The following is a 20,549-nucleotide window of genomic DNA, read 5'->3' as shown; positions in this document are numbered from 1 at the left end:
ACAGACCATGGTCTCCTCTCGGATACTATGTCCTGGCTCACACCTCCGCCAGATGCTCGCCCCACCCCACCAACAGATCCTCCGGCCCACGTACATCCTCCCGCGTATTACCCAACACCCGCACGGCACTTTCCGCCCGCTCCGGCTGAAACACAAAACAGGCGCCAGCCCGCGCGCGCATGGCTACGCCCGCATTGGGGATACGGTCCAGGTCGATGCCCTTGCTTGCCGCCACCATCACCGCCCGCCGCTGCACGTACAGGGCTTCCAGGCTCTGGTCATCCAGGTGTTCATCAGCCCAGGGCAGGATGTTGCGCAGGTCGCGTTGGTCGAACTGGTCCTGGCTGTCGATGACGGTGCCGCGCAGACGCCAGTCGAGCAGTTTCTCATCGTTCAGCCAGAGTTCGGCATGACGATGTTCATGCATGGCGCCGATCACCTTGGCGACGTATTCACGCCGCCCCGGTCGCAGGGCCTGGGACAGGGCGACCATCAGCAGATCGTACTGGTGGGTGCATTGCTGCTTGCCGTCGATATCCGGCAGGTTGACGGCGATGCGCTGGCGCAGGGGCTGGCCGACGAACTCCTGCAGGCGGCTCGCGGCTTGGGGACAGAGGGTCCAGGGGGTACGTCGGGAGGTGCTGTCGACCGCGGTGATGCGCGCTCCGTCATGGCGCAGGTTGAGGACAAAGTAGTGGTGTTCATCTTCCATGGCCACCTGGCATTCGGTCGCGCTCACCTCGAAGAGCACACGGCGGTAGAAAACATGGGGGGACTGCAGCACTTGCATGGGCCTGCCTCGGATCTTTTTATCTCTTTACCTGACAGATTACGCGGTTCTGGACACAGCAGAAAGGTTCAGGAGGGAGATGAACCCGATTGCCTGCGCATATGATAAGCATTATCATTAATGCAAATACGAACCAGGTCCTGTTGTGAGCCAATCGCATTTCAATCATGTCTTTCTCGCCCAGCGAGTGTCTCTGCTGCGCACGCTCGAACGCATGGTCCAGAACCACAGCACCGCCGAGGACCTGCTGCAGGAAACCTACCTGCGGGTGAGCCGTGCCCTGGGTGAGCGGGCCATCGATCATCTGGAGCCTTTCGTGTTCCAGACGGCGCGTAATCTGGCGCTCGATCATCTACGCGCGCGGCGTATCCAGGCACGCACGGTGGTGGAAGATGTGCCCATGGAGGTGGTCGAAGGTATCGCCGCTCCCGCCAGCAGCGCGGAGGACGCGGCCCATGCCCAGCAACTGCTTGAGCAGCTGAATCTGAGCATCAGCCAGCTCAGCGCACGTCAGCAGCAGATCTTCATTCTCAGCCGGGTTCACGGCCACAGCTATCAGGAGATCGCCGGGCAGTTGGGCGTATCCCTGAGCACCGTACAGAAGGAGCTGAAGCTGATCATGGCTATCTGCATCAGTGTGGCCGACCGGCTGAATCACTCCTGAGGCAGGCATCACCGTCGGATGCGGTTGATTTTCTTGACCCCGCCCCCTGTTCCATCTAAAAACACCCGTGCAACGAGACAGCCGAGGAATAGTCGTGACGGATACCCACAACACCCCGACCGCCATTACCCAGGGCGGGGAGTCAGCAAACGCCGAGATCATGGATCAGGCGTTGGAGTGGCTGGTCCTGTTGGAAAGCCCAACCCCGGAACAAACCCGGCAGTTCAATGACTGGCTGAACGTCTCGCCATTGCATGCAGAGGCGTTCCACAGGGCGCAGGCCATCTGGGGTAGCCCGCAGGTGGCGCAGTGCGCCCGGCAGTTGAACGCACCAGCAGCGCCCAGTACCCTGCCCCGCCGCCGGGCGCGGCGCTGGCGAATGCTCGCTACTGCAGCTGTATTGGTATTGGGCGTGTTCAGCTTCAGCGACCTGCCACTGCGTCTGCAGGCCGATCATCTGACCGCCGTCGGCCAGCAGCAACGTCTGCATCTGGAGGATGGCTCCAGCGTGCTGCTCAATACCAATTCGGCCTTTTCCAGCACCATCGATGCACAACAGCGTATCGCCCGCCTGCACCAGGGCGAGGCCTTCTTCGAGATATCGGACAGCCGGGATCGACCGCTGGAACTGGATGTCGGCCCGGTGCGCGCCAGCGTACGGGATACCGCCTTTGCCGTACGCTATCAGGATGGGGTGGCGCATGTCGGAGTGCAGCGCGGCGATGTCGACCTGCAGGCAGCGCACAGTGGCGCGTGGGTGCGCATCTCAGCTGGCCAGAGCATTCATGTCGGGCCCAACGGTTTCAAGCAACCAACCCTGCTTGATCACAAGGACCTGGCCTGGACCCAGGGCCGGCTGGTATTCGAGAACAGCCCGATGAGCGAGGTGCTGGCCGAGCTGCGCCGTTACTACCCCGGCTGGATCATCAACACCAATGCGCGCCTGGCCGATGTGGCCGTAACCGGCAACTATCGTCTGGATCAACCGCTGGAGGTGGTGCGCTCGCTGGCTCATATCACCTCCGCGCGATTGCAGGAGTTCCCCGCACTGATCGTGCTCAACTGATTCGGCGATTATTTTTACGCGATCAGTCGCTCTCATTCGTCTCGTTATTTCCAATGCAACTGATTCGCATTTATGTATGCGAATAGGAAATCATCAGATCCTTGCGAGACGGAGCACCAACGATGTCCTCTTCCCCTTCCCGGCACGCACGCCAGTGCACGCTATCCCTTCTGACTGCCGCCATCCTGCTGGCCGGCACCCAGGCAGCACCGGTGCTGGCTGCTCCCACGGACGCCCAACCAAGCCGTAGCATGGGGCAGTATGAGTTCGCTATCGCTCCCCAGCCCCTGGTACCTGCGCTGAATGCCTTTACCGCCGTTACCGGCTGGCAGATCGGGTTGTCCGCCGAGCTGGCCGAGGGTGTCGCATCGCCCGGAGTGAACGGTTCCCTGGCGCCAGAACGGGCACTGGATCAGCTACTGGCCGGTACCGACCTGGGCTATCGCAAGCTGGGTAGCAACAGCATCGTTGTGGAAAAGCACAGCAGCACCACCAGCCTGATCCTGCAGCCGATCACCGTCAGTGCCACACGCCAGGAGCAGGGCGTCAACAGCGTCGCCAACACCGTGACCAGCCATGACCGCCAGCAGTTGGACCGCAACAATGTCAACACCATCCGGCAGCTGGTGCGTGACCAGCCGGGTGTATCGGTGGGTGGCGCCGGCCAGCGCGGCGGCATCAGCGGTTACAACATCCGCGGCATCGACGGTGATCGGGTGTTGACCCAGGTCGATGGGGTGGAAATTCCCGGCGGATTCTTCAATGGGCCCTACGCCAAGACCCAGCGCAATTATGTGGACCCGGAAATCGTCAAGCGCGTGGAAATACTGCGTGGCCCGGCATCGGCGCTGTATGGCAGCAACGCCATCGGTGGTGTGGTCAGCTATTACACTCTGGACCCGGAAGACATCATCAAACCCGATGAAGATGCCGGGGCGCGCCTCAAGGCCGGCTACAGCTCGGCAGACGAGAGCTGGCTGAAATCCGCCACCGTCGCCGGGCGTAGCGGCCAGGTCGATGGCCTGCTGCACTACAGCCGCCGCGATGGCCATGAAACCGAGTCCTACGGCAATGACAACAGCACCGGGCTGACCCGGACCGCAGCCAACCCGGAAGATGCACGCACCAGCAACGTATTGGCCAAGGTCGGCTGGAACTACGCCGATGACGCACGCCTGGGCCTGACCTATGAGAAGTACAAGGACGACCGCGATACCGACCAGAGAAGCGCCGTAGGCGGCCCCTTCAACAACGGCCAGCCGATGGGCATGTACCGCTCCCGCACCGGCAATGATACCGTCACCCGTGAGCGCTTCGGCCTGGAACACCGCTTCGCCCTGGATTCCGTACTGGCGGACAATGCCAAATGGAGCTTCAACTACCAGACCGCCAAGACCGACCAGCGTACCCTGGAGAACTATTTCCCGTTCTCGCGTAACGTGATGCGCAGCCGCGAGACCCTGTTCCAGGAGCGCCAGTGGGTAGCGGATATCCAGTTGGACAAAGCCTTCGTCCTCGGTGAAACCGCACACCTGCTGACCTACGGCACCACCCTCAAGCGGGAGAAGGTCACCGGGTCACGCAGAGGCAATGGCGTCTGCCTGGCCGTGGGTGCCGGCTGCAGTGCCGTCGGGGCCGTCAGCCCGGCTGATGTGCTGGTCAAGTCCAGCGACTTCCCTGATCCGACCATCGACACCTACAGCCTGTTCGTCCAGGATCAGATCAGCTGGAACAACTGGACCTTCCTGCCCGGCCTGCGCTACGACCATACCGAGCTCAAGCCGCACATCACCGACGAGTTCCTCAATACCGTCAACCCTGATGACCTGGATACCGTGAGCGACCAGACCAAGCGCTGGGAGCGGCTGTCACCCAAGCTCGGCCTGACCTACGCACTGACTGAACAGTTCACCTGGTACGGCCAGTATGCCGAAGGCTTCCGCACGCCAACCGCCAAGGCATTGTATGGTCGCTTCGAGAACCCCGCCGGCGGCTACAACGTGGAGCCGAACTCGAACCTGGAACCGGAAAAGAGCCGCAGCTACGAAACCGGCCTGCGCGGCAACTTCGAGCATGGCAACTTCGATGTGGCGGTGTTCTATAACAAGTACCGCAACTTTATCGATGAAGATGCCATCACCCCCGGCTACGAAGAGCCGACCTTCCAGAGCAACAACATCCGCCACGCCACCATCAAGGGTGTGGAATTCAAGGGCCGCCTGAACCTCGACGCACTGGGCGCTCCGCAGGGCTTCTACACCCAGGGCTCGATCGCCTATGCCCATGGCCGCAACAAGGACACCGGCGAGCCGCTGAATGCCATCAATCCGCTGACCGGTGTGCTCGGCCTGGGCTATGAGCAGGAGGACTACGGTGCGCTGCTGAGCTGGACCCTGGCGCGCAAGAAGAACCGCGTCGATGACAGCAGCTTCAATACCCCGGATGGCGTCAGCAGCCAGTTCAGAACGCCCGGTTACGGCATACTGGATCTGACCGGCTTCTACAAGGTCAGCGATGATGTGACCGTCAGCGCCGGCCTGTACAACCTGACCGACAAGAAATACTGGCTGTGGGATGACGTGCGCGGTTATGACGGCGTCGGCGAAGCCGCCGTGCTCAGCCCGGCCAACCTCGACCGCCTGACCCAGCCCGGACGCAACTTCGCCATCAATCTGGTGTGGGATATCTGATCGCTCACGCCCGCGCCGCACCTGCTACCAGGTGCGGTGCCTTCAATGCCACCACAGCTTGATCAACATCCACAGCGCCATCCCCACCATCATCAGGTTTTCCGTCAGCGACACAAAACCAAGCGGAACCTGGCTGTCGCCGCCGACACAGGCACATTTCAGCTCGCGCTTATCGATATATACGGCCTTGAACACCGACACCGCGCCGACACAGCCGATCACCAGCGCCACCGGAATGGATAGCCACAGCAGCGCGCCGGCAACCATCAGAATCCCCGCCAGCGCCTCGCCGAAGGGATAGAGCCAGGCATAGGGCACCCAGCGCTGGGCCAGCAGATCATAGCCCAGGAACATGCTGGAAAAACTCTCCAGGTCACGCAGCTTGAGCAGGGCCAGGATGCTCATGGCAAGGGCAATGAACCACTCCAGCGCGCGAACCGTGAACAGACTGCCGAGGACCACCCAACTGATGGCCAGCGCCAGCAGCGCCGCCATGGTGAACACCACGACCACCGGGCGGTAGCTGGTCGCCTCCGGCCCCGGCACTGCCTTGCCGAAATAGCGCCGCAGATCATCATAGCCACCAATACGTACACCTTCGATAAAGACCTGCGGCGTAGTCTCCACATCATGCTCGGCCTTGAATGCATCGGTCTGCGCACGGGTGGTCAGCCAATGATCGTCCACCTCATAGCCCTTGCTGCGCAGCAGGTGGCGAGCCTTCAAACCGAACGGGCAGATATGCTCGGGCATGACCATGCGGTAGATGGCGGCTTTCTGCGGCAGTTTATCGGTATGCATGCTGTGGCTCTCGTTTCACCCCGTTGTTCTGTTGACTCCAGGGCCCCGAGTAAATTCAGCACAGTGCAGCTTCTGCGTTTCGGTGGTACAAGTCCAGGTGCTGGCCTATGCTTGCAGAGCAGTCCAAGCCCCGGAGTGCCGGGAAGGAAACAGCATGTTCCGCACCGAGATCTACCGCTATAACCCCGAACGCGATAGCCAACCCTGGATGCAGCAGTTCGATGTGCCGGACGACTATCGCAAGGGCATGGTGCTGGATGTTCTCGAATACCTGAAAACCATCGACAGCTCACTCAGCTTCCGCCGCTCCTGCCGCGAAGGCGTCTGCGGTTCGGACGGCATGAATATCAATGGCAAGAACGGCCTGGCCTGCATCACCCCAGTCACCGATAAACTGGATGGTGACCGCTTGATCATCCGGCCGTTATCGGGGATGGAGGTCATTCGCGATCTGGTCGTCGATCAGGCGCACTTCTTTTCCCAGTACGCTAGCATAAAGCCCTGGCTGATCAACGACAGCGAACCGCCCGCCACCGAATACCGCCAATCGCCGGAGGAGCGTGCCAAGCTCGACGGCCTGTATGAATGCATTCTGTGCGGTTGCTGCACCTCGGGTTGCCCGTCCTGGTGGTGGAACCCGGACAAGTACCTCGGCCCGGCGGTGTTGCTGCAGGCCTATCGCTTTATCGCCGACAGCCGCGATACCGCCACCCAAGCCAGGCTGCAACGCCTGTCCGATCGCTTCAGCCTGTATCGCTGCCGCAATATCGGCAACTGCAGCTGGGTCTGCCCCAAACACCTGAATCCGATGCAGGCGATCAGCGATATTCGGCGGGAGATGCTGAAAAAGAATTGAAGTAGTGGGCCAGCGCCGCCAGGGTGAAGCCGTCCTGTATCGCCCCATCTCGCAGCAGTTGCCGCATATCAGCCACACTGATGCGTTCAACGGCCTCCGCCTCGTCATCCCGTTGTTCGGTCAGATCGCTGCTGTTTACCTGGGCCAGATACAGGTCGATGGTCGACGCCAAAATCGCCGAGTTGGGTTTGAAGCGGCCCAGTAGCCTCAGTCGGCTCTCGTCGATCAGATAGCCGGTCTCTTCGGCCAACTCCCGGCGGGCGCAGGCCAGACTGGTTTCACCGGGCTCACCATAGCCACGGGGAATTTCCCGCTGGATACCGGCATGGGCCATGCGCTTGACGCGCAGCAACAGAAACTCCTTATCGTCGAGCAGCGCCAGCACAGCGGCGCCATTGTCCGCCTTGTTCTCCACCACGTAGTGGAAGCGGCCATCGCGCACCACCTTGAACCAGGGGTTCTCGTATTGAATGCTCATTTGATCTCCAGTCCCATGAAGCGACGCATGCGCGGATACATACCGAACCAGTTCTTGCGCGTCATATAGCTTTTGCCAGAGTCGACCATCTTGTCTTCCATATAGCTGATCGCCTCATCGGTCAGGTAACGTAAGATCTCGCCCGAGCCAAAGCTGGAAATGAATTCGAACACCTTGAGCGGGTACTGGATCAAGGCGATTTCCTTGCGCAGCGTCTTGAAGCCGATACTGGTATCCAGAATGATTTCGGGGATACCGGTGAGGTAGCGAATATCATCCTGCAGGAATCCTTCATTGGTTACCGCAAACAGCGAATTATAGGCTGGGTCGACTACCTCGGCACGGAAACGCGCAAATACATCCAGTCCCCGGCTGGTAAAGAAATGACTCGCGTAGGCATACCACTCCGAACGTGAAATGACCTTATCGGCCCCCAACAGGAACAGATTGTAATCGCCGTCGCTTTCAAAAAAATGGCTGATGGCAGTACGCTCGCGCAGTCGGGAAAACACCTCATCCCGCAGACTTTCCTGCGGCAAGGACAGGTCTTCCATGACCGGCCCGATATGCTGCAAAGCCTGTTGCAACCTGGCGACCCTGTCCTGCATGTGACGACGCTGGAACCGGTCGAGCCTTTCCTTGCATGGCGCACCGGGAATGCTGGACAGGATGAAATTGCCCGGTAACGCGTCGTAGTACTCCGCGAGATTCGCATACTGTGCCAACCCAAAGCCGCGGATCACCAGCTTACCGCTGCCCTCCTCGTTCAGGTACTGGATTACATTGGACTGACCGAGAACCTCAGCCACCTGCAGATTGTCGATCAGCGCATTGGGCGACAGCACCACCCCATCGGCAAAAACCAGACCGGTGAGAACACGCTTGCGCAACTCATCAGCGCCCAGAGCCCGCACCGAATCACAATTGGACAGCAGCAGTTTTTCCTTGAACAGCATCGGTCCCGCCTCCTCGATCCCTAGCGCTGGAAACGGAGTGTAGCGCCCCGCTCCACGCCTGCGCTACGCCTGTTCTACCCTCCCGCTGATCATTACCCAAGAAGCCATTCGCAAAACTGTCGCACATCGGAAGCTACAATGACGCCCCCGCGCTAAAGGGGGCGTGGAAGACGGCTTCCCGACAAATCGGCCATGGTGGCCCGTTACTGCTGAGTCCCAGCGAACGCTGGGAACTGTTCTGTCATTACAAGGTGTAGAAATGTCGAAAATCGCATCAGGATTGCAGGCCCGCATTCGGATGGTTGTTTTTGCCGGGCTCGCTTGCCTGTCTCTCCAGGCGCATACCGCCCCATTGCAGTTGCAGATCAATGGCTCCAACACCATAGGCGCCCGGTTGGCTCCCCTGCTGGTCGAAGGCATGCTGCAAGAGTCGGGTGCTACGGACATACAGCTGCAACTCAACCCCGACACGCAGGAACACCGTATCTCGGCAATCAGTGCCCAGGCCGAGCCGATCGAGATCAGCCTGAATGCCCACGGCTCCAGCACAGGCTTTACCGCCCTGATCGACCAGACGGGACAGATTGCGGCGGCGTCCCGTCCCATCAAGGACAGCGAGGTCGAGGCGCTGAAGGACGCTGGAGATATGCGCAGCAAGGTGGCAGAGCAGATCATCGGTCTGGACGGTTTGGCCGTCATCGTCCATCCCGAGAACCCGATCAGTACCCTGGATGTCGAACAGATCGCCCGGATATTCTCCGGCCAGGTCACGGACTGGGCGCAACTCGGCGGCCAGCAAGGCGAGATCCGTCTGCATGCACGGGACGGCAACTCCGGCACCTGGGAGACCTTCAGGGACCTGGTCCTGACGCCCCGGCAACTCGACCTGCAGGCGGATGCCCAACGCTACGAGTCCAATGCCGCGCTGTCCGCTGCGGTCAGCAGCGACCCGAATGCCATTGGCTTCGTCGGCCTGGCTTCTGTCGAACAGGCCAAGGCGCTTGCCGTTTCGGCCGGCGACTCCCGCGCCATGCTACCCAGCAAGGAGCTGGTCGCCACGGAGGACTATCCCCTGTCACGCCGGCTGTACATGTATAGCAGCCCCGAAGAGAGCAACCCGTTGGCCCAGGCGCTGGTCACCTTCACCCAGAGCCAGGCAGGCCAGGAAATCGTCGATCAGGTCGGCTTTGTCGGCCAGAACATCACCGCCATGCAGGTCACCCCGCAGCCCTACATGCCGGATGAGTACCGCACACTGGCCGAAGAAGCTCAACGCCTGTCGTTCAACATCCGCTTCACCGAGGGCAGCGCCCGGCTGGACAACAAGGCCCACCAGGATATCGACCGCCTGCTCGATTACCTGCACGCGCAAGGCAAGACCCAGAACAAGGTGGTGCTGGTAGGCTTTGGCGACCCCAGGCAAAGAGGCGCGGAGCTACTGTCACGCCTGCGCGCCATGACCGTCCGCGCCGCCCTGGTCGGCCACGGCATCTTCGTCAAGGACACCATCGGCATAGGCGACGACCTGCCGGTGGCTGCCAATACCGATGACGATGGGCGTTTCAAGAATCGGCGGGTTGAGCTTTGGGTGTATTGAGGAAGTAAAGAGGAGGAATGGCGGCACTCACTATCCCGCCATCCTTCGCCCCCCCTCTGTCATCCTTCGCGAAGGCGAAGGATCCACCGGCTGCCCCCTAAGCAACACTGGCGCATTTTCATGTCCTTGTGCTATCAATATGTAACCATTATCGCTGTTCCCGAAGTAGCAAACCTCAGCCCTTTGTTTAACGAGGACTCACCATGCGCCCAGCTCGCTTAGCGACTCTGATGGTATCTCTGTTCTGGGCGATATCCTCGTCCGCAGCGGACTACTACATCGACATCACCAACAAAACCGGCTACATCATCTGGCACCTGTACGTCAGCCCCGGGAAAGCGACGGACTGGGAAGAGGATGTGCTAGGCAGCGACGTTCTGCCTAACGGCTCCGTGAAGCGCGTGACACTCAAAGGGTATCCCAGCTCGATTTTCGATATTCGGCTGATCGATGAGGATGGCGACTCATACACCTTCTGGAACGTGGATGTCGCCTCACGGGACCTGACTGTCACGTTGGACGATCTGGATTGATAAAGCGTCCGGGGCAAGCCTACCGGACATGTTGAAGCTAGGCTAATGTAGATCGGGCCAGATGAAGATAGATTTTCCTCTGTCCTTCACTCTAAATGGGCCAGCGCTTGCAGCACATGCTCCGAGTCATTGTAAATGGCTCGGAGCAAAGCGCCAACTTTGCTCTCAATTGCGCAAAGTACCCAGTTGAACATCAATTACGGCAGCAAATTTAGCCTGACTTAAACCCGCCCTTACGAATCTCCTTCACCTTCATCGTATCCACGGAGAAATCTCAAGAGGGCTGTCGTTCGCCCCGCTGAATCATCCATCTGCTACACGCTTTTCCAGCACAGTGTTGAAGAGTTACCCATGGCGATCATCTCCACTTCAGCAACAACTACCATACGTACAACAGACGAGAAATGATAATAGCGCGGCTCTTGATCCACCACGCTGCTCATAACCGTAAAAGACTATGCAAATTTCATGTTTTGCGTTCCCATATTATAGAACTTTTCCTGCTTGGCGCCGGACCAACAACATCATCATTAGAGAAAAGCAAGCCTGTCAATACAGAAGTACGCATGGACTATCAGAGTCATTGACTCAACATTCCAATTTTATTCGACCATTAACTCCGATTATTGATTTTCACCCTAACCAGCACGACATTTAGCTCTCATCAGATACGATAATTCTCAACCGATGAAAAAATATATGCTCCCATCAGAACACACATAAGCAAGGGGCTGCCGTGATAGAGAACTCCATCAATCAAACTATAAATCAGCATGCATAACACCCCAACACCAATTAAACATGGTAGCACCTGCCGCTCAGCTCCCACAATACGACCAACCAGCCTGAGCACCTGTAATTTAATATAGAAAAGAAGACAAACCCCAATTACGCCAAACTCCAGCGCAACCTGTATAAGACTATTATGAGGATGTACATAGCCCGGCGACACATTCAACAACCTAAAACTATCAGGCCCCAACCCAAACAAGATAAATATCAAGCCAGGACTATTATTAAGCCATACTTCCATGGACTGGCCCCACATAAAGAATCGACCAGATGAAACACGGTCAGGACTATCAGAAAAGCTCCGAGCCAGCAGCCAGTCCAGCGTCTCAGGATACATTAATATCAATAACCCAGCGCCCAGCAGAAAACCAACACCAGCTTTTGCCAGCACAGCCCTTTCCATGCTACTGGACATTGCGAAAAAACCAATAAACAAGAAAAACAATGAACTCAGCAACTGCCCGCGCCCTTCGGTGAACAAGGTAAAAAAACCAAATACTACGAACAGTAAAAAAAACAAAGATCCACTCAGCACCCCACCTCGCACCATGACCCAGAGTGCTATAGCATATACTACTCCCACGGCCAAATCATAATTCAAGTGCCGAACATTTCGATAAAAAGGGAAGTCAACATCCCGCCTGCTGACCACATCCCCCTCCATGGCATGCAATAAAAAAACACATACCAAGACTACGGAGCATAGCTTACTAGCAAGCAGCAAGACCAGCCTCTTATCGCCTTGACCGGAAAACCAAGCGACCGCTGCTACAAAGAAAAATAACTGAATCCAGTAAAGCCACAGCCTACTTTTATACAGCGTATCCGGATTAACAAGCATACAGCCGACACAGGCAACAATAGCAAAACCGAGCGTCAGCCTAAAACTTGAAGACTGTTTGAACATGCACACTGCACAGCGCTTCATCTCTGGCAATAGTAAGAAAGTAAACAGCAATTGCATTAGCGCTATCTGAGAGTTTACCCAGACTGCCGTTGAGTTCCAATTTAGAAAGGGTGTAATAAAAACCAGAAGCAGCAGCATCCCTGTTGCCATGTTCAAGCGCACAAAGCGAGCCTCCATTCCCAACAGTAACTGCATCGCAGCTTCTCCAGATCATCTCTCAACGAGCATTAGCGGGGCGTGTTGCTAGGCGAACCCAAGGTATAACACCATCAGTAAAGTGCTCTTGGCGCTCCTGCGCATTCATTATTACTGGAATATGGTCACTCACTACAACCACCTCTACTCCAGCCATGGCATTTGTACCTAATAGCTTCGCAAAATCAGCAAAGAACTGGGCTTGCAATAGCAGGTTACGACATACTTCTAAATGCGTATCAACACCAAAATCTTGGCAATCTAAGCCCTCAGCCGAGTGGATATCTCTCCGATCATAAGGAGTATGACTGTTTAGCGTCAGCCAATACATAAATCGCGTACCGTCGGCTGAAAAATAAGTTTCCACCTCTTCGGCGATATCTTGATCACATGCGCCGGGAAAAGAAAAACAGCGGCGAGGCCAGGCACGGCTTTCAAAGAAGGTCTTTTGCTGAAAACCAACCCGAGGATACCATTGGTGACGATCGTACATTATGCCGGTTGCTCCATGTACAGCCGCCGTAGCATATCCCGACTTCTGTAATTTATTAGGCAGACAGCCCTCAAAGCCCTCTTTTATATCGGTGAGATTGTAACGGCTGCTATGAAGCTTGCAGAGTTCACGCAGCTCCCCATCCAGGGTATTACCCACAATATTCAAGGTACCCTGTTCCCAGAACTCCAACGGCAGCTTCTGTAATGGAGCCAGCAGGGCTTTTTGTATTGCAGGGTCATGCGGCGCCCCCCAGGACTCCACCACAACCAACAGCAATCGTGGTGCAAGCTGTCCATGCGCTAGCTCATCAAACCAAGGCCCACTGGCACCTGGAGAGCGCTGTTGCAACTGGGGACTTTCACCAGAATAGTATTCGATAAACAAATCGGAGCGCATGGACAGGAAAGTAGCGGTCTGACTGGCAACAATACCACCCTCGGCATGCCTATAGGTAGTACCGGTCTGTCTGCCATCGATAGACCCCAAATACAGCATCAGCAGCAACAGGTTGAATACCAGCAAGCCCGACTTGAAGGTGACCTTCTGTCCCAGCCATACAAAAGTAACAAATTTCGAAGCCACGAGGCTCAGTGCAATGGCAAGCAGCCCCAACAAGGATGCTGAGGCCATCGGTGCAAAGGACAGTAAGTACAACAAGTCAGCGACTCGAGGGAAGGGAAGTACCTGGGCCACAAGCACTAGCATATCCACCAACTGAAACATGACCGTAAGTAACCCACCAGCCCAACGCCACCCTAGCGCAATCAGCAGCAAGGCCAGAGCATAATCAATATTTAATATTGGTCGGGCGAGATCAAACCACCAACTGAAAACCAAGAAACCTGCATTGATCAGAGCCAGGCAGATCAGGACCATAGGGTGCTATCCATGCAGGAATACTACGAATTAGAAAAATCCAATAGTGAGGTAAAAAACAAGCCCCGAAGATGGGGCTTGTTATAGGCTCTACCTCTTATATTTTAGATGCAGATAAGCTAAGTTATTAGAACTTTAGCTACCTACCGAGCAGCTGGCAGTTTCCCAAGAACAGGTAATACCTACAGCATCAGTGTCTTTGGTTACGAAAGTCGCACTCCCAGTCAACTCAGACAGCTCACTCGGGTCAGTATTACTGCCAGACGCACAAGCTTTTGCCACATAAGAAGGCAAATCAGCTTCATCAAATTGCGCCATAACACCGGCGGCACGAGCTTTGACATGAGCTGCTGCTTCACCATTACAGGAGCTGATGTGGCCTTTATCCATATAATCGCGGTAAGCCGGAAGTGCAATGGCGGCCAGAATCCCAATGATCGCTACCACGATCATCAATTCAATAAGGGTAAAACCTTTCTGCATTTGAGCTTTCATTTCTCAACTCCATTTGTATGTGAGATAGCCGTTGGGCTGATGGAGCTAGTGCAGCTTGTGTGCCAGGTTGGTTTTTGGAGCGCCGGGGTGGGTGTTTTGGAGTGGGTAATCGCGCCGGGGTGGCGCTCCTACAGGGGTGTGGGGGAGTTGATGGGGATGGGAGTAGCGTGGACCGGGCTGTCGTAGCGCAGGGGCGCTACAACCCTGGGGCGTCAGCATGTGACGATTTTTGTCAGCTGAGTCCTTTCACTACATGCCTTTTGTGACTATCCACTTTGTGTAGCAAGGCCTTGCTGTACTATAGTCGCCACAGTCCTTACACCGTACCGAGATTGACCTATGGATACCCCCGTCCTCTCCGGCTTGGCCCGGCGGATCGTTCAGGAAGAACTATTGGATGCCCAGGCGGCCGGCAAAGCCAGCAGGCAGGCCAGTCAGGACAAGATTCCCTTCATTACCTACCTGGTGCAGCACAAGCTGGCCAAGGCCCGTGATCTGGCGATGGTCTGCGCTGAGGAATTCGGCTATCCCTATCTGGATCTGACGGCGCTGGACCGTGACAGCCAGCCTGAGCCGAATCTGGTCAGCGAGAAGCTGATTCGCCAGCACTGTGTGCTGCCGCTATACAAGCGCGGCAATCGATTGTTCCTGGCCCTGTCCGACCCCACCAATCAGCAGGCGCTGAGCGATATCCAGTTCAATACCGGTTTGATGACCGACGCGGTGATTGTCGAGGATGACAAGCTGCGCACCGCCATCGACAAGTACCTGGACAGCGCCGGCAGCGGTCTGGGCGAAATGGCCGATGCCGACCTGGATGGTCTGGAGGTCGAGACCATCACCGAGGACGACAAGCGCAAGGATGCCGGCAACGATGCTGAAGACGCGCCCATTGTCCGCTTCGTCAACAAGATGCTGCTGGATGCGGTGAAGAAAGGCTCCTCTGACTTGCACTTCGAGCCTTACGAGAAGACCTATCGGGTGCGCTTTCGTACCGACGGTATCCTGCATGAGGTGGCCAAGCCACCGGTGCAACTGGGTGTGAAGATCGCTGCCCGCCTGAAGGTAATGTCCTCGATGGACCTGGCCGAGCGGCGCAAGCCGCAGGATGGCCGCATCAAGCTGAAGATTTCCAAGAACAAGGCCATCGACTTCCGGGTCAACACCCTGCCTACCCTGTGGGGCGAGAAGGTGGTGCTGCGTATTCTGGACTCCGAGAGCGCGAAGATGGGTATCGATGCCCTGGGCTACGAGGATGACCAGAAGAAGATGTACATGGATGCGCTGGATAAACCCCAGGGCATGATTCTGGTTACCGGGCCGACCGGCTCGGGTAAGACGGTGTCGCTGTATACCGGTCTTAACATCCTCAATACCATGGAACGCAATATCTCCACCGCCGAAGACCCGGTGGAGATCAACCTGGAGGGCATCAACCAGGTCAACGTCAACCCCAAGCAGGGGTTGGACTTTGCCCAGGCGCTGCGGGCGTTCCTGCGTCAGGATCCAGATATCATCATGGTTGGTGAGATCCGTGACCTGGAGACGGCGGAGATCGCCATCAAGGCGGCACAGACCGGTCACATGGTCATGTCGACCCTGCACACCAACAGCGCGGCGGAAACACTCACCCGCCTGCGCAATATGGGCGTGCCCTCGTTCAACATCGCCACCTCGGTCAACCTGATCATCGCCCAGCGCCTGGCCCGCCGTTTGTGCTCCCATTGCAAGAAACCACTCGACCTGCCCCGCGAGACATTGCTGGAAGAAGGCTTCACCGAGGAGAAAATTGCTAGCGGGTTAACGATTTACAGACCGGTGGGTTGCGAAAATTGTCAGGACGGTTATAAAGGGCGAGTCGGGATTTACGAGGTGGTCAAGATCACGCCGGCCATGCAACGTATCATCATGGAAGACGGCAACTCCATTCAGATCTCCGACGTAGCCCAGAGTGAAGGATTCAGAAGCTTGCGCCAATCCGCGCTGATGAAGGCGGAACAGGGTGTCACCAGCCTGGCGGAAGTGAACCGAGTGACCAAGGATTAAGTCATGGCCCAGCAAGCAGCAGTGAAACGGACCAAGCCCGCCGCCAAACCCGTGAAGAAAGCCAAGGTAGAAAAGATCTATCCTTTCAAGTGGGAAGGCAAGGACCGCAAGGGCGTCAAGCTGTCCGGCGAGATGCAGGGAAGCAACCAGGCGCTGATCAAGGCGCAGCTGCGCAAGCAGGGCATTCTGGTCACCAAGATTCACAAGAAGTCCTCGCTGTTCGGCCCCCGCGCCAAGAAGATCAAGCCGCTGGATATCGCGTTCTTCACTCGTCAGCTGGCCACCATGATGGCTTCAGGGGTGCCTATCGTGCAGGCCTTCGAGATCATTGCCGAAGGTACCGCCAACCCCAACTTCGCCAAGCTGATCAACGAGATCAAGACCGATGTGGCCTCGGGTAATACCCTGGCCGCCTCACTGGCCAAGCACCCGCAGTATTTCGATGAGCTGTTCTGCAATCTGGTGGAATCCGGTGAACAGTCCGGTCGGCTGGAATCCCTGCTCGACCGTATTGCCACCTACAAGGAAAAGACCGAAGCACTGAAGGCCAAGATCAAGAAGGCCATGACCTATCCGATTGCGGTGGTAATCGTGGCGGTGATTGTTACTGCTATTCTGTTGCTGAAGGTAGTACCACAGTTTGAAGAGGTGTTTGGTAGCTTTGGAGCCGACCTGCCTGCCTTTACGCTGATGGTAATTGGACTATCCAAATGGCTGCAGTCATGGTGGTTTATTATTCTGATCGGCATAATCGCTCTCTGCTGGGCTTACACACATATCAATAGGCGCTCCAAACCCTTCCGTGATGCTCAGGATCGCGCCCTGCTCAAGGCACCGATTGTCGGGCAGATTATCTACGAGGCAGCGGTTGCTCGTTACGCCCGCACTTTGTCTACCACTTTTGCCGCCGGTGTACCGTTGGTGCAGGCACTGGACTCGGTGGCCGGCGCAGTGGGTAATGTGGTGTTCTACAACGCAGTGAATAATATCAAACAGGATGTTTCCGCTGGTACCCAACTGAACTTTGCCATGCGTACCACCAATGTATTCCCCACCCTGGCGGTCCAGATGGCCGGCATTGGTGAGGAGTCGGGTAACCTCGACGGTATGCTGGAGAAGGTCGCCACCTTCTATGAGGCCGAGGTAGATAACAAGGTGGACAACCTGACTACCCTGCTCGAGCCGATGATCATGTCCGTCTTGGGCGTGCTGATTGGCGGCCTGATCATCGCCATGTACCTGCCAATCTTCCAACTGGGTAATGTTGTAGGTTAACCGTGAATTTACTCGATTATATGGCCAGCCATGTGCTGGCCTTTGTTTTAGTCGCTGGCCTGCTGGGCTTGATTGTCGGCAGCTTTCTCAATGTGGTGATTCATCGTCTGCCGAAGATGCTGGAGCGGGACTGGCTGCGCCAGGCCCGGGAGATGCTGGAGCCTGAGCAGCCACTGCCCGAGCAGCCGGTATACAACCTGATATTGCCGCACTCCCACTGCCCACACTGCCAGGCGGAGATCAAGCCGTGGCAGAATCTGCCGCTGATCAGTTATGCGCTGCTGCGCGGCCGTTGCGGCAACTGCCGGGAGAGGATCAGCCCGCGCTACCCTCTGGTGGAGCTGCTGACCGCGGTGCTGAGCATGCTGGTGGCCTGGCAGTACGGCTTCGGCTGGGCTGCCGCCGGGGTTCTGCTGCTGACCTGGGCCCTGATTGCCCTGAGCCTGATCGATGCCGATACCCAGTTGCTGCCCGATGCCATCGTGCTGCCGATGCTGTGGCTGGGGTTGATCGCCAACAGCTTCGGCCTGTTTACCGATATGCACTCGGCACTGTGGGGCGCGGTGTTCGGTTATCTGAGTTTGTGGTCGGTGTACTGGCTGTTCAAGCTGGTCACTGGCAAGGAAGGCATGGGTTATGGCGACTTCAAGCTGCTGGCCATGCTCGGCGCCTGGGGCGGCTGGCAGGTGCTGCCACTGACCATTCTGCTGTCGTCGCTGGTGGGGGCCATCCTCGGCATCATCATCCTCAAGGCACGCGGTGACTCCAACTCCACTCCCCTGCCCTTCGGACCCTATCTGGCGATTGCCGGGTGGATCGCGATTATCTGGGGGGATGAGATTACCGGGACCTACCTGCGGTTTGCGGGGTTCTAGCGTTCGGATCGGACGCCTCGAACTGCGATCATGCCTGATGACGTGCATTATCTGCTGATTCGCCAGGCGTAGCGCAGGTGCGCTACACCCCGAGCGCGGGCTCTTGGGAATGCCGCTACCCTACGCCTTCAAGCCCATTCTCCGTATACTTGTTGCCTTCAATACAAACGCAAGGCATTGATACTGCAATGACTCCCTCGAACAAGCTCATCATCGGCCTGACCGGCGGCATCGGCAGTGGCAAGAGCGCGGCGGCGGCGCGGTTTGCCGAGGCGCATGGTATTCATGTAGTGGATGCCGATATCAAGTCGCGGGTGGTGGTCGAGCCGGGGCGGCCGGCGCTGCATCGTATCGTCGACCGCTTCGGTGACCTCGTGCTGCAGGACGATGGCACGCTGAATCGTGCGGTACTGCGTGAGCGGGTGTTTCAGGACCCGGAGCAGCGTCGCTGGCTTGAACAGTTGCTGCACCCGCTGATCCGCGACGAGATCATCACCGACCTGGCCGCCGCCGAATCGCCCTATGCGCTACTGGTATCGCCCCTGCTGGTGGAGTCAGGGCAATATCAGATGACCCAGCGCGTGCTGGTGGTGGATGTACCCGAAGCGCTGCAAATCGCTCGCACCACCGCCCGCGACAATGTTCCCGAGCAGCAGGTCAGGGCCATTCTGCAGGCCCAGGCACAGCGTGAGGATCGCTTGCGCCATGCCCATGACGTCATCACCAATGACAAGGACCTGGCGGCTCTGCACCAACAGGTAGATCAATTGCACCAGTACTATCTGGCACTCAGCACAGGAGCCAAGCCATGACCACCACCGTAGCATGCCCCACCTGCAAGGCCCCGGTAACCTGGGATGAAAGCTTCCCCGACCGCCCCTTCTGCTCTCCCCGCTGCCGCCTGATCGACCTGGGTGCCTGGGCCGCCGAGGAACATGTGATTCCCGGTGATGAGGATGAGCAGGATGTGTTTTCCGAAGATATTCCCACCCAGTAGAGCCAGGTAGATTCATGCGTCGTATCCATGTCATCGCTGCCGTCATCCGTGACGCGCAAGGTCGTATTCTGATCGCCAAACGTCCCGATCACGCTCACCAGGGCGGCCTGTGGGAGTTTCCCGGGGGCAAGCTGGAGGATAGCGAGTCGCGCTTTGCTGGCCTGGTGCGTGAGTTGCGTGAAGAACTGGGCATCACTGCGACCGAAGCGCGCCCGCTGCTGGATATTCGCCATGATTACCCGGACAAGTCGGTACGTCTGGATGTATGGCTGGTGACCGGGTTCGAGGGTCAGGCGCATGGTGCCGAGGGACAGCCGGTGCGTTGGGTGTCCGCTGCGGAACTGGATGAGTATGACTTTCCTGCAGCCAACGGGCCTATCGTGCAGGCGGCGCAGTTGCCCGAACTGTATCTGATCACCCCTGACATGGATGATGAGGCCGAGCTGTTTGCCGGGCTGGAGCGGGCTCGCGCGTCAGGCATCAAGCTAGTGCAGCTACGCCAGACGGGGTTGGCGGAGGATGCCTACCAGGCGCTGGCGCAGCGGGTACTGGCTGAGTTCGGCAATGATTTTCAGTGGCTGCTCAAAGGTGATGAACCGCCTGCCTGGCCCGGTGTTGGCTGGCACCTGACCAGTCGGCAGCTCAGAAGGATGTGGGAGCACCATGGAGGGTCGATGGCGACCCCGTCGAGTTCCATCTCGACCAGCAGTGTCGCCAGTAACACCGCTGGCCGGGATCGGCCTTCCATGCAGCGTGCCCAGGGACTGATTTCCGCCTCCTGCCACAACGCCGAGGAACTGGCGATGGCGGCGGAACTCGGAGTGGATTTCATCACCCTGTCACCAGTGACGCCTACCGCCAGCCATCCCGGTGCTCCCTGCCTGGGCTGGGAGGGTGCTGGCGAGCTGATCGAGTCGGTGAATATTCCGGTGTACCTGCTGGGTGGGCTGTCGCCTGATGACCTGCCACAGGCGTTCAAGATCGGTGCGCAGGGAGTGGCGGGTATTCGTCGGTTGTGGGACTGACGGGGGTCATGGAGGGCTGAATTCCAGCTCGGCCCGCAGGCAGTTCTGCAGCACCGCTGGCCGGGATGGAACCCGGTCGGGCCGCGATCGGCCTTCCTTAGCGCTGCTGGGAGAGCGCTCGCAGTAACGCCCTGTCATC

The 20,549-nt window shown here is 57.7% G+C and carries 18 protein-coding genes and 2 pseudogenes; 12 read left to right on the top strand and 8 right to left on the bottom strand.

Features of this window, described 5'->3' with window-relative positions; all coding sequences use genetic code 11:
• Positions 1-37: 37 nt before the first annotated feature.
• On the bottom strand, positions 38-790 hold the full coding sequence (locus tag CQ007_RS01405; protein ID WP_105643124.1) for a DUF2889 domain-containing protein: 753 nt from the start codon (positions 788-790) through the stop codon (positions 38-40).
• 145 nt (positions 791-935) lie between these two features.
• Here CQ007_RS01405 and CQ007_RS01400 point away from each other — a divergent pair, with 145 nt between their 5' ends.
• From CQ007_RS01400 to CQ007_RS01390, 3 genes are all read left to right on the top strand, one after another.
• Positions 936-1,454, top strand: coding sequence for an RNA polymerase sigma factor (locus CQ007_RS01400; RefSeq protein ID WP_105643123.1), 519 nt, complete (start codon positions 936-938; stop codon positions 1,452-1,454).
• 94 nt (positions 1,455-1,548) lie between these two features.
• Positions 1,549-2,520: a FecR domain-containing protein gene (locus tag CQ007_RS01395; protein WP_105643122.1), complete on the top strand. Its 972-nt coding sequence runs from the start codon at positions 1,549-1,551 to the stop codon at positions 2,518-2,520.
• A 122-nt stretch (positions 2,521-2,642) separates the two neighbouring features.
• Positions 2,643-5,210 carry a TonB-dependent receptor gene (locus tag CQ007_RS01390; RefSeq protein WP_105643121.1) on the top strand — a complete coding sequence of 856 codons (2,568 nt, stop codon included), beginning with the start codon at positions 2,643-2,645 and terminating at the stop codon, positions 5,208-5,210.
• Between the two features lie 42 nt (positions 5,211-5,252).
• Here CQ007_RS01390 and CQ007_RS01385 read toward each other — a convergent pair whose 3' ends face one another.
• Entirely contained in the window at positions 5,253-6,011 is a 759-nt protein-coding gene (locus CQ007_RS01385) for a MauE/DoxX family redox-associated membrane protein (RefSeq protein ID WP_105643120.1), read from the bottom strand.
• 154 nt (positions 6,012-6,165) lie between these two features.
• Between CQ007_RS01385 and CQ007_RS01380 the strand changes: the two genes are divergently transcribed.
• Positions 6,166-6,867, top strand: coding sequence for a succinate dehydrogenase iron-sulfur subunit (locus CQ007_RS01380; protein ID WP_105643119.1), 702 nt, complete (start codon positions 6,166-6,168; stop codon positions 6,865-6,867).
• Here CQ007_RS01380 and CQ007_RS01375 read toward each other — a convergent pair.
• Both CQ007_RS01375 and CQ007_RS01370 read right to left on the bottom strand, forming a co-directional pair.
• Positions 6,830-7,345, bottom strand: coding sequence for an NUDIX hydrolase (locus tag CQ007_RS01375; protein WP_105643118.1), 516 nt, complete (start codon positions 7,343-7,345; stop codon positions 6,830-6,832). The two genes, CQ007_RS01380 and CQ007_RS01375, sit on opposite strands and share 38 nt — an antisense overlap.
• Positions 7,342-8,301 (bottom strand): hypothetical protein, encoded by a 960-nt coding sequence (locus tag CQ007_RS01370; protein WP_105643117.1) that lies wholly within the window; start codon positions 8,299-8,301, stop codon positions 7,342-7,344. Before CQ007_RS01370 ends, CQ007_RS01375 begins: the two co-directional genes overlap by 4 nt.
• A 259-nt stretch (positions 8,302-8,560) precedes the next feature.
• On the opposite strand from CQ007_RS01370, the gene CQ007_RS01365 reads away from it, so the two are divergent.
• Positions 8,561-9,898, top strand: a complete 1,338-nt coding sequence (locus tag CQ007_RS01365; protein WP_105643116.1) for a substrate-binding domain-containing protein — start codon at positions 8,561-8,563, stop codon at positions 9,896-9,898.
• Between the two features lie 230 nt (positions 9,899-10,128).
• Positions 10,129-10,431, top strand: coding sequence for a hypothetical protein (locus tag CQ007_RS01360; protein ID WP_218278804.1), 303 nt, complete (start codon positions 10,129-10,131; stop codon positions 10,429-10,431).
• 86 nt (positions 10,432-10,517) lie between these two features.
• Here CQ007_RS01360 and CQ007_RS19115 read toward each other — a convergent pair.
• The 4 genes and pseudogenes from CQ007_RS19115 to CQ007_RS19040 form a co-directional block, all read right to left on the bottom strand.
• Positions 10,518-10,738: pseudogene (locus CQ007_RS19115) on the bottom strand (helix-turn-helix domain-containing protein).
• A gap of 357 nt (positions 10,739-11,095) precedes the next feature.
• A complete protein-coding gene (locus CQ007_RS01350; protein WP_105643114.1) occupies positions 11,096-12,325 on the bottom strand; it encodes an O-antigen ligase in 1,230 nt (409 codons plus the stop codon).
• A 22-nt stretch (positions 12,326-12,347) separates the two neighbouring features.
• Positions 12,348-13,697 (bottom strand): sulfatase-like hydrolase/transferase, encoded by a 1,350-nt coding sequence (locus CQ007_RS01345; protein WP_105643113.1) that lies wholly within the window; start codon positions 13,695-13,697, stop codon positions 12,348-12,350.
• A gap of 395 nt (positions 13,698-14,092) precedes the next feature.
• A pseudogene (locus CQ007_RS19040) lies at positions 14,093-14,192 on the bottom strand (prepilin-type N-terminal cleavage/methylation domain-containing protein); the annotation flags it as partial.
• Positions 14,193-14,531: 339 nt separating this feature from the next.
• On the opposite strand from CQ007_RS19040, the gene pilB reads away from it, so the two are divergent.
• The 6 genes from pilB (at position 14,532) to CQ007_RS01310 (ending at position 20,410) form a co-directional block, all read left to right on the top strand.
• Positions 14,532-16,238, top strand: coding sequence for a type IV-A pilus assembly ATPase PilB (pilB, locus tag CQ007_RS01335; RefSeq protein WP_105643111.1), 1,707 nt, complete (start codon positions 14,532-14,534; stop codon positions 16,236-16,238).
• A 3-nt stretch (positions 16,239-16,241) separates the two neighbouring features.
• Positions 16,242-17,513: a type II secretion system F family protein gene (locus CQ007_RS01330; RefSeq protein ID WP_105643110.1), complete on the top strand. Its 1,272-nt coding sequence runs from the start codon at positions 16,242-16,244 to the stop codon at positions 17,511-17,513.
• A gap of 2 nt (positions 17,514-17,515) precedes the next feature.
• Entirely contained in the window at positions 17,516-18,388 is an 873-nt protein-coding gene (locus CQ007_RS01325) for an A24 family peptidase (protein WP_105643109.1), read from the top strand.
• A 188-nt stretch (positions 18,389-18,576) separates the two neighbouring features.
• Positions 18,577-19,200, top strand: a complete 624-nt coding sequence (gene coaE, locus CQ007_RS01320; RefSeq protein WP_105643108.1) for a dephospho-CoA kinase — start codon at positions 18,577-18,579, stop codon at positions 19,198-19,200.
• Positions 19,197-19,385 (top strand): DNA gyrase inhibitor YacG, encoded by a 189-nt coding sequence (gene yacG / locus CQ007_RS01315; protein WP_105643107.1) that lies wholly within the window; start codon positions 19,197-19,199, stop codon positions 19,383-19,385. The genes coaE and yacG overlap by 4 nt, the downstream gene beginning before the upstream one ends.
• A gap of 14 nt (positions 19,386-19,399) precedes the next feature.
• A complete protein-coding gene (locus tag CQ007_RS01310; RefSeq protein WP_105643106.1) occupies positions 19,400-20,410 on the top strand; it encodes a Nudix family hydrolase in 1,011 nt (336 codons plus the stop codon).
• Positions 20,411-20,549: the final 139 nt, after the last annotated feature.

It is taken from the genome of Pseudomonas sp. MYb185 (genome assembly GCF_002979975.1).
In the GTDB taxonomy this organism is placed as follows: Bacteria; Pseudomonadota; Gammaproteobacteria; order Pseudomonadales; family Pseudomonadaceae; genus Halopseudomonas.
The sequence above is the reverse complement of the archived record's forward strand: the minus strand, read 5'-3'. Positions and strand labels throughout refer to the sequence as shown.

Bases quoted from the DNA above. Each gene is read 5' to 3' on its own strand.
- yacG (WP_105643107.1), top strand. From the start codon at position 19,197: ATGACCACCACCGTAGCATGCCCCACCTGCAAGGCCCCGGTAACCTGG.
- CQ007_RS01390 (WP_105643121.1), top strand. From the start codon at position 2,643: ATGTCCTCTTCCCCTTCCCGGCACGCACGCCAGTGCACGCTATCCCTT.
- CQ007_RS01310 (WP_105643106.1), top strand. From the start codon at position 19,400: ATGCGTCGTATCCATGTCATCGCTGCCGTCATCCGTGACGCGCAAGGT.
- CQ007_RS01360 (WP_218278804.1), top strand. From the start codon at position 10,129: ATGGTATCTCTGTTCTGGGCGATATCCTCGTCCGCAGCGGACTACTAC.
- CQ007_RS01365 (WP_105643116.1), top strand. From the start codon at position 8,561: ATGTCGAAAATCGCATCAGGATTGCAGGCCCGCATTCGGATGGTTGTT.
- coaE (WP_105643108.1), top strand. From the start codon at position 18,577: ATGACTCCCTCGAACAAGCTCATCATCGGCCTGACCGGCGGCATCGGC.
- CQ007_RS01380 (WP_105643119.1), top strand. From the start codon at position 6,166: ATGTTCCGCACCGAGATCTACCGCTATAACCCCGAACGCGATAGCCAA.
- CQ007_RS01350 (WP_105643114.1), bottom strand. From the start codon at position 12,325: ATGCAGTTACTGTTGGGAATGGAGGCTCGCTTTGTGCGCTTGAACATG.
- CQ007_RS01375 (WP_105643118.1), bottom strand. From the start codon at position 7,345: ATGAGCATTCAATACGAGAACCCCTGGTTCAAGGTGGTGCGCGATGGC.
- CQ007_RS01370 (WP_105643117.1), bottom strand. From the start codon at position 8,301: ATGCTGTTCAAGGAAAAACTGCTGCTGTCCAATTGTGATTCGGTGCGG.
- CQ007_RS01345 (WP_105643113.1), bottom strand. From the start codon at position 13,697: ATGGTCCTGATCTGCCTGGCTCTGATCAATGCAGGTTTCTTGGTTTTC.
- CQ007_RS01405 (WP_105643124.1), bottom strand. From the start codon at position 790: ATGCAAGTGCTGCAGTCCCCCCATGTTTTCTACCGCCGTGTGCTCTTC.
- pilB (WP_105643111.1), top strand. From the start codon at position 14,532: ATGGATACCCCCGTCCTCTCCGGCTTGGCCCGGCGGATCGTTCAGGAA.
- CQ007_RS01385 (WP_105643120.1), bottom strand. From the start codon at position 6,011: ATGCATACCGATAAACTGCCGCAGAAAGCCGCCATCTACCGCATGGTC.
- CQ007_RS01330 (WP_105643110.1), top strand. From the start codon at position 16,242: ATGGCCCAGCAAGCAGCAGTGAAACGGACCAAGCCCGCCGCCAAACCC.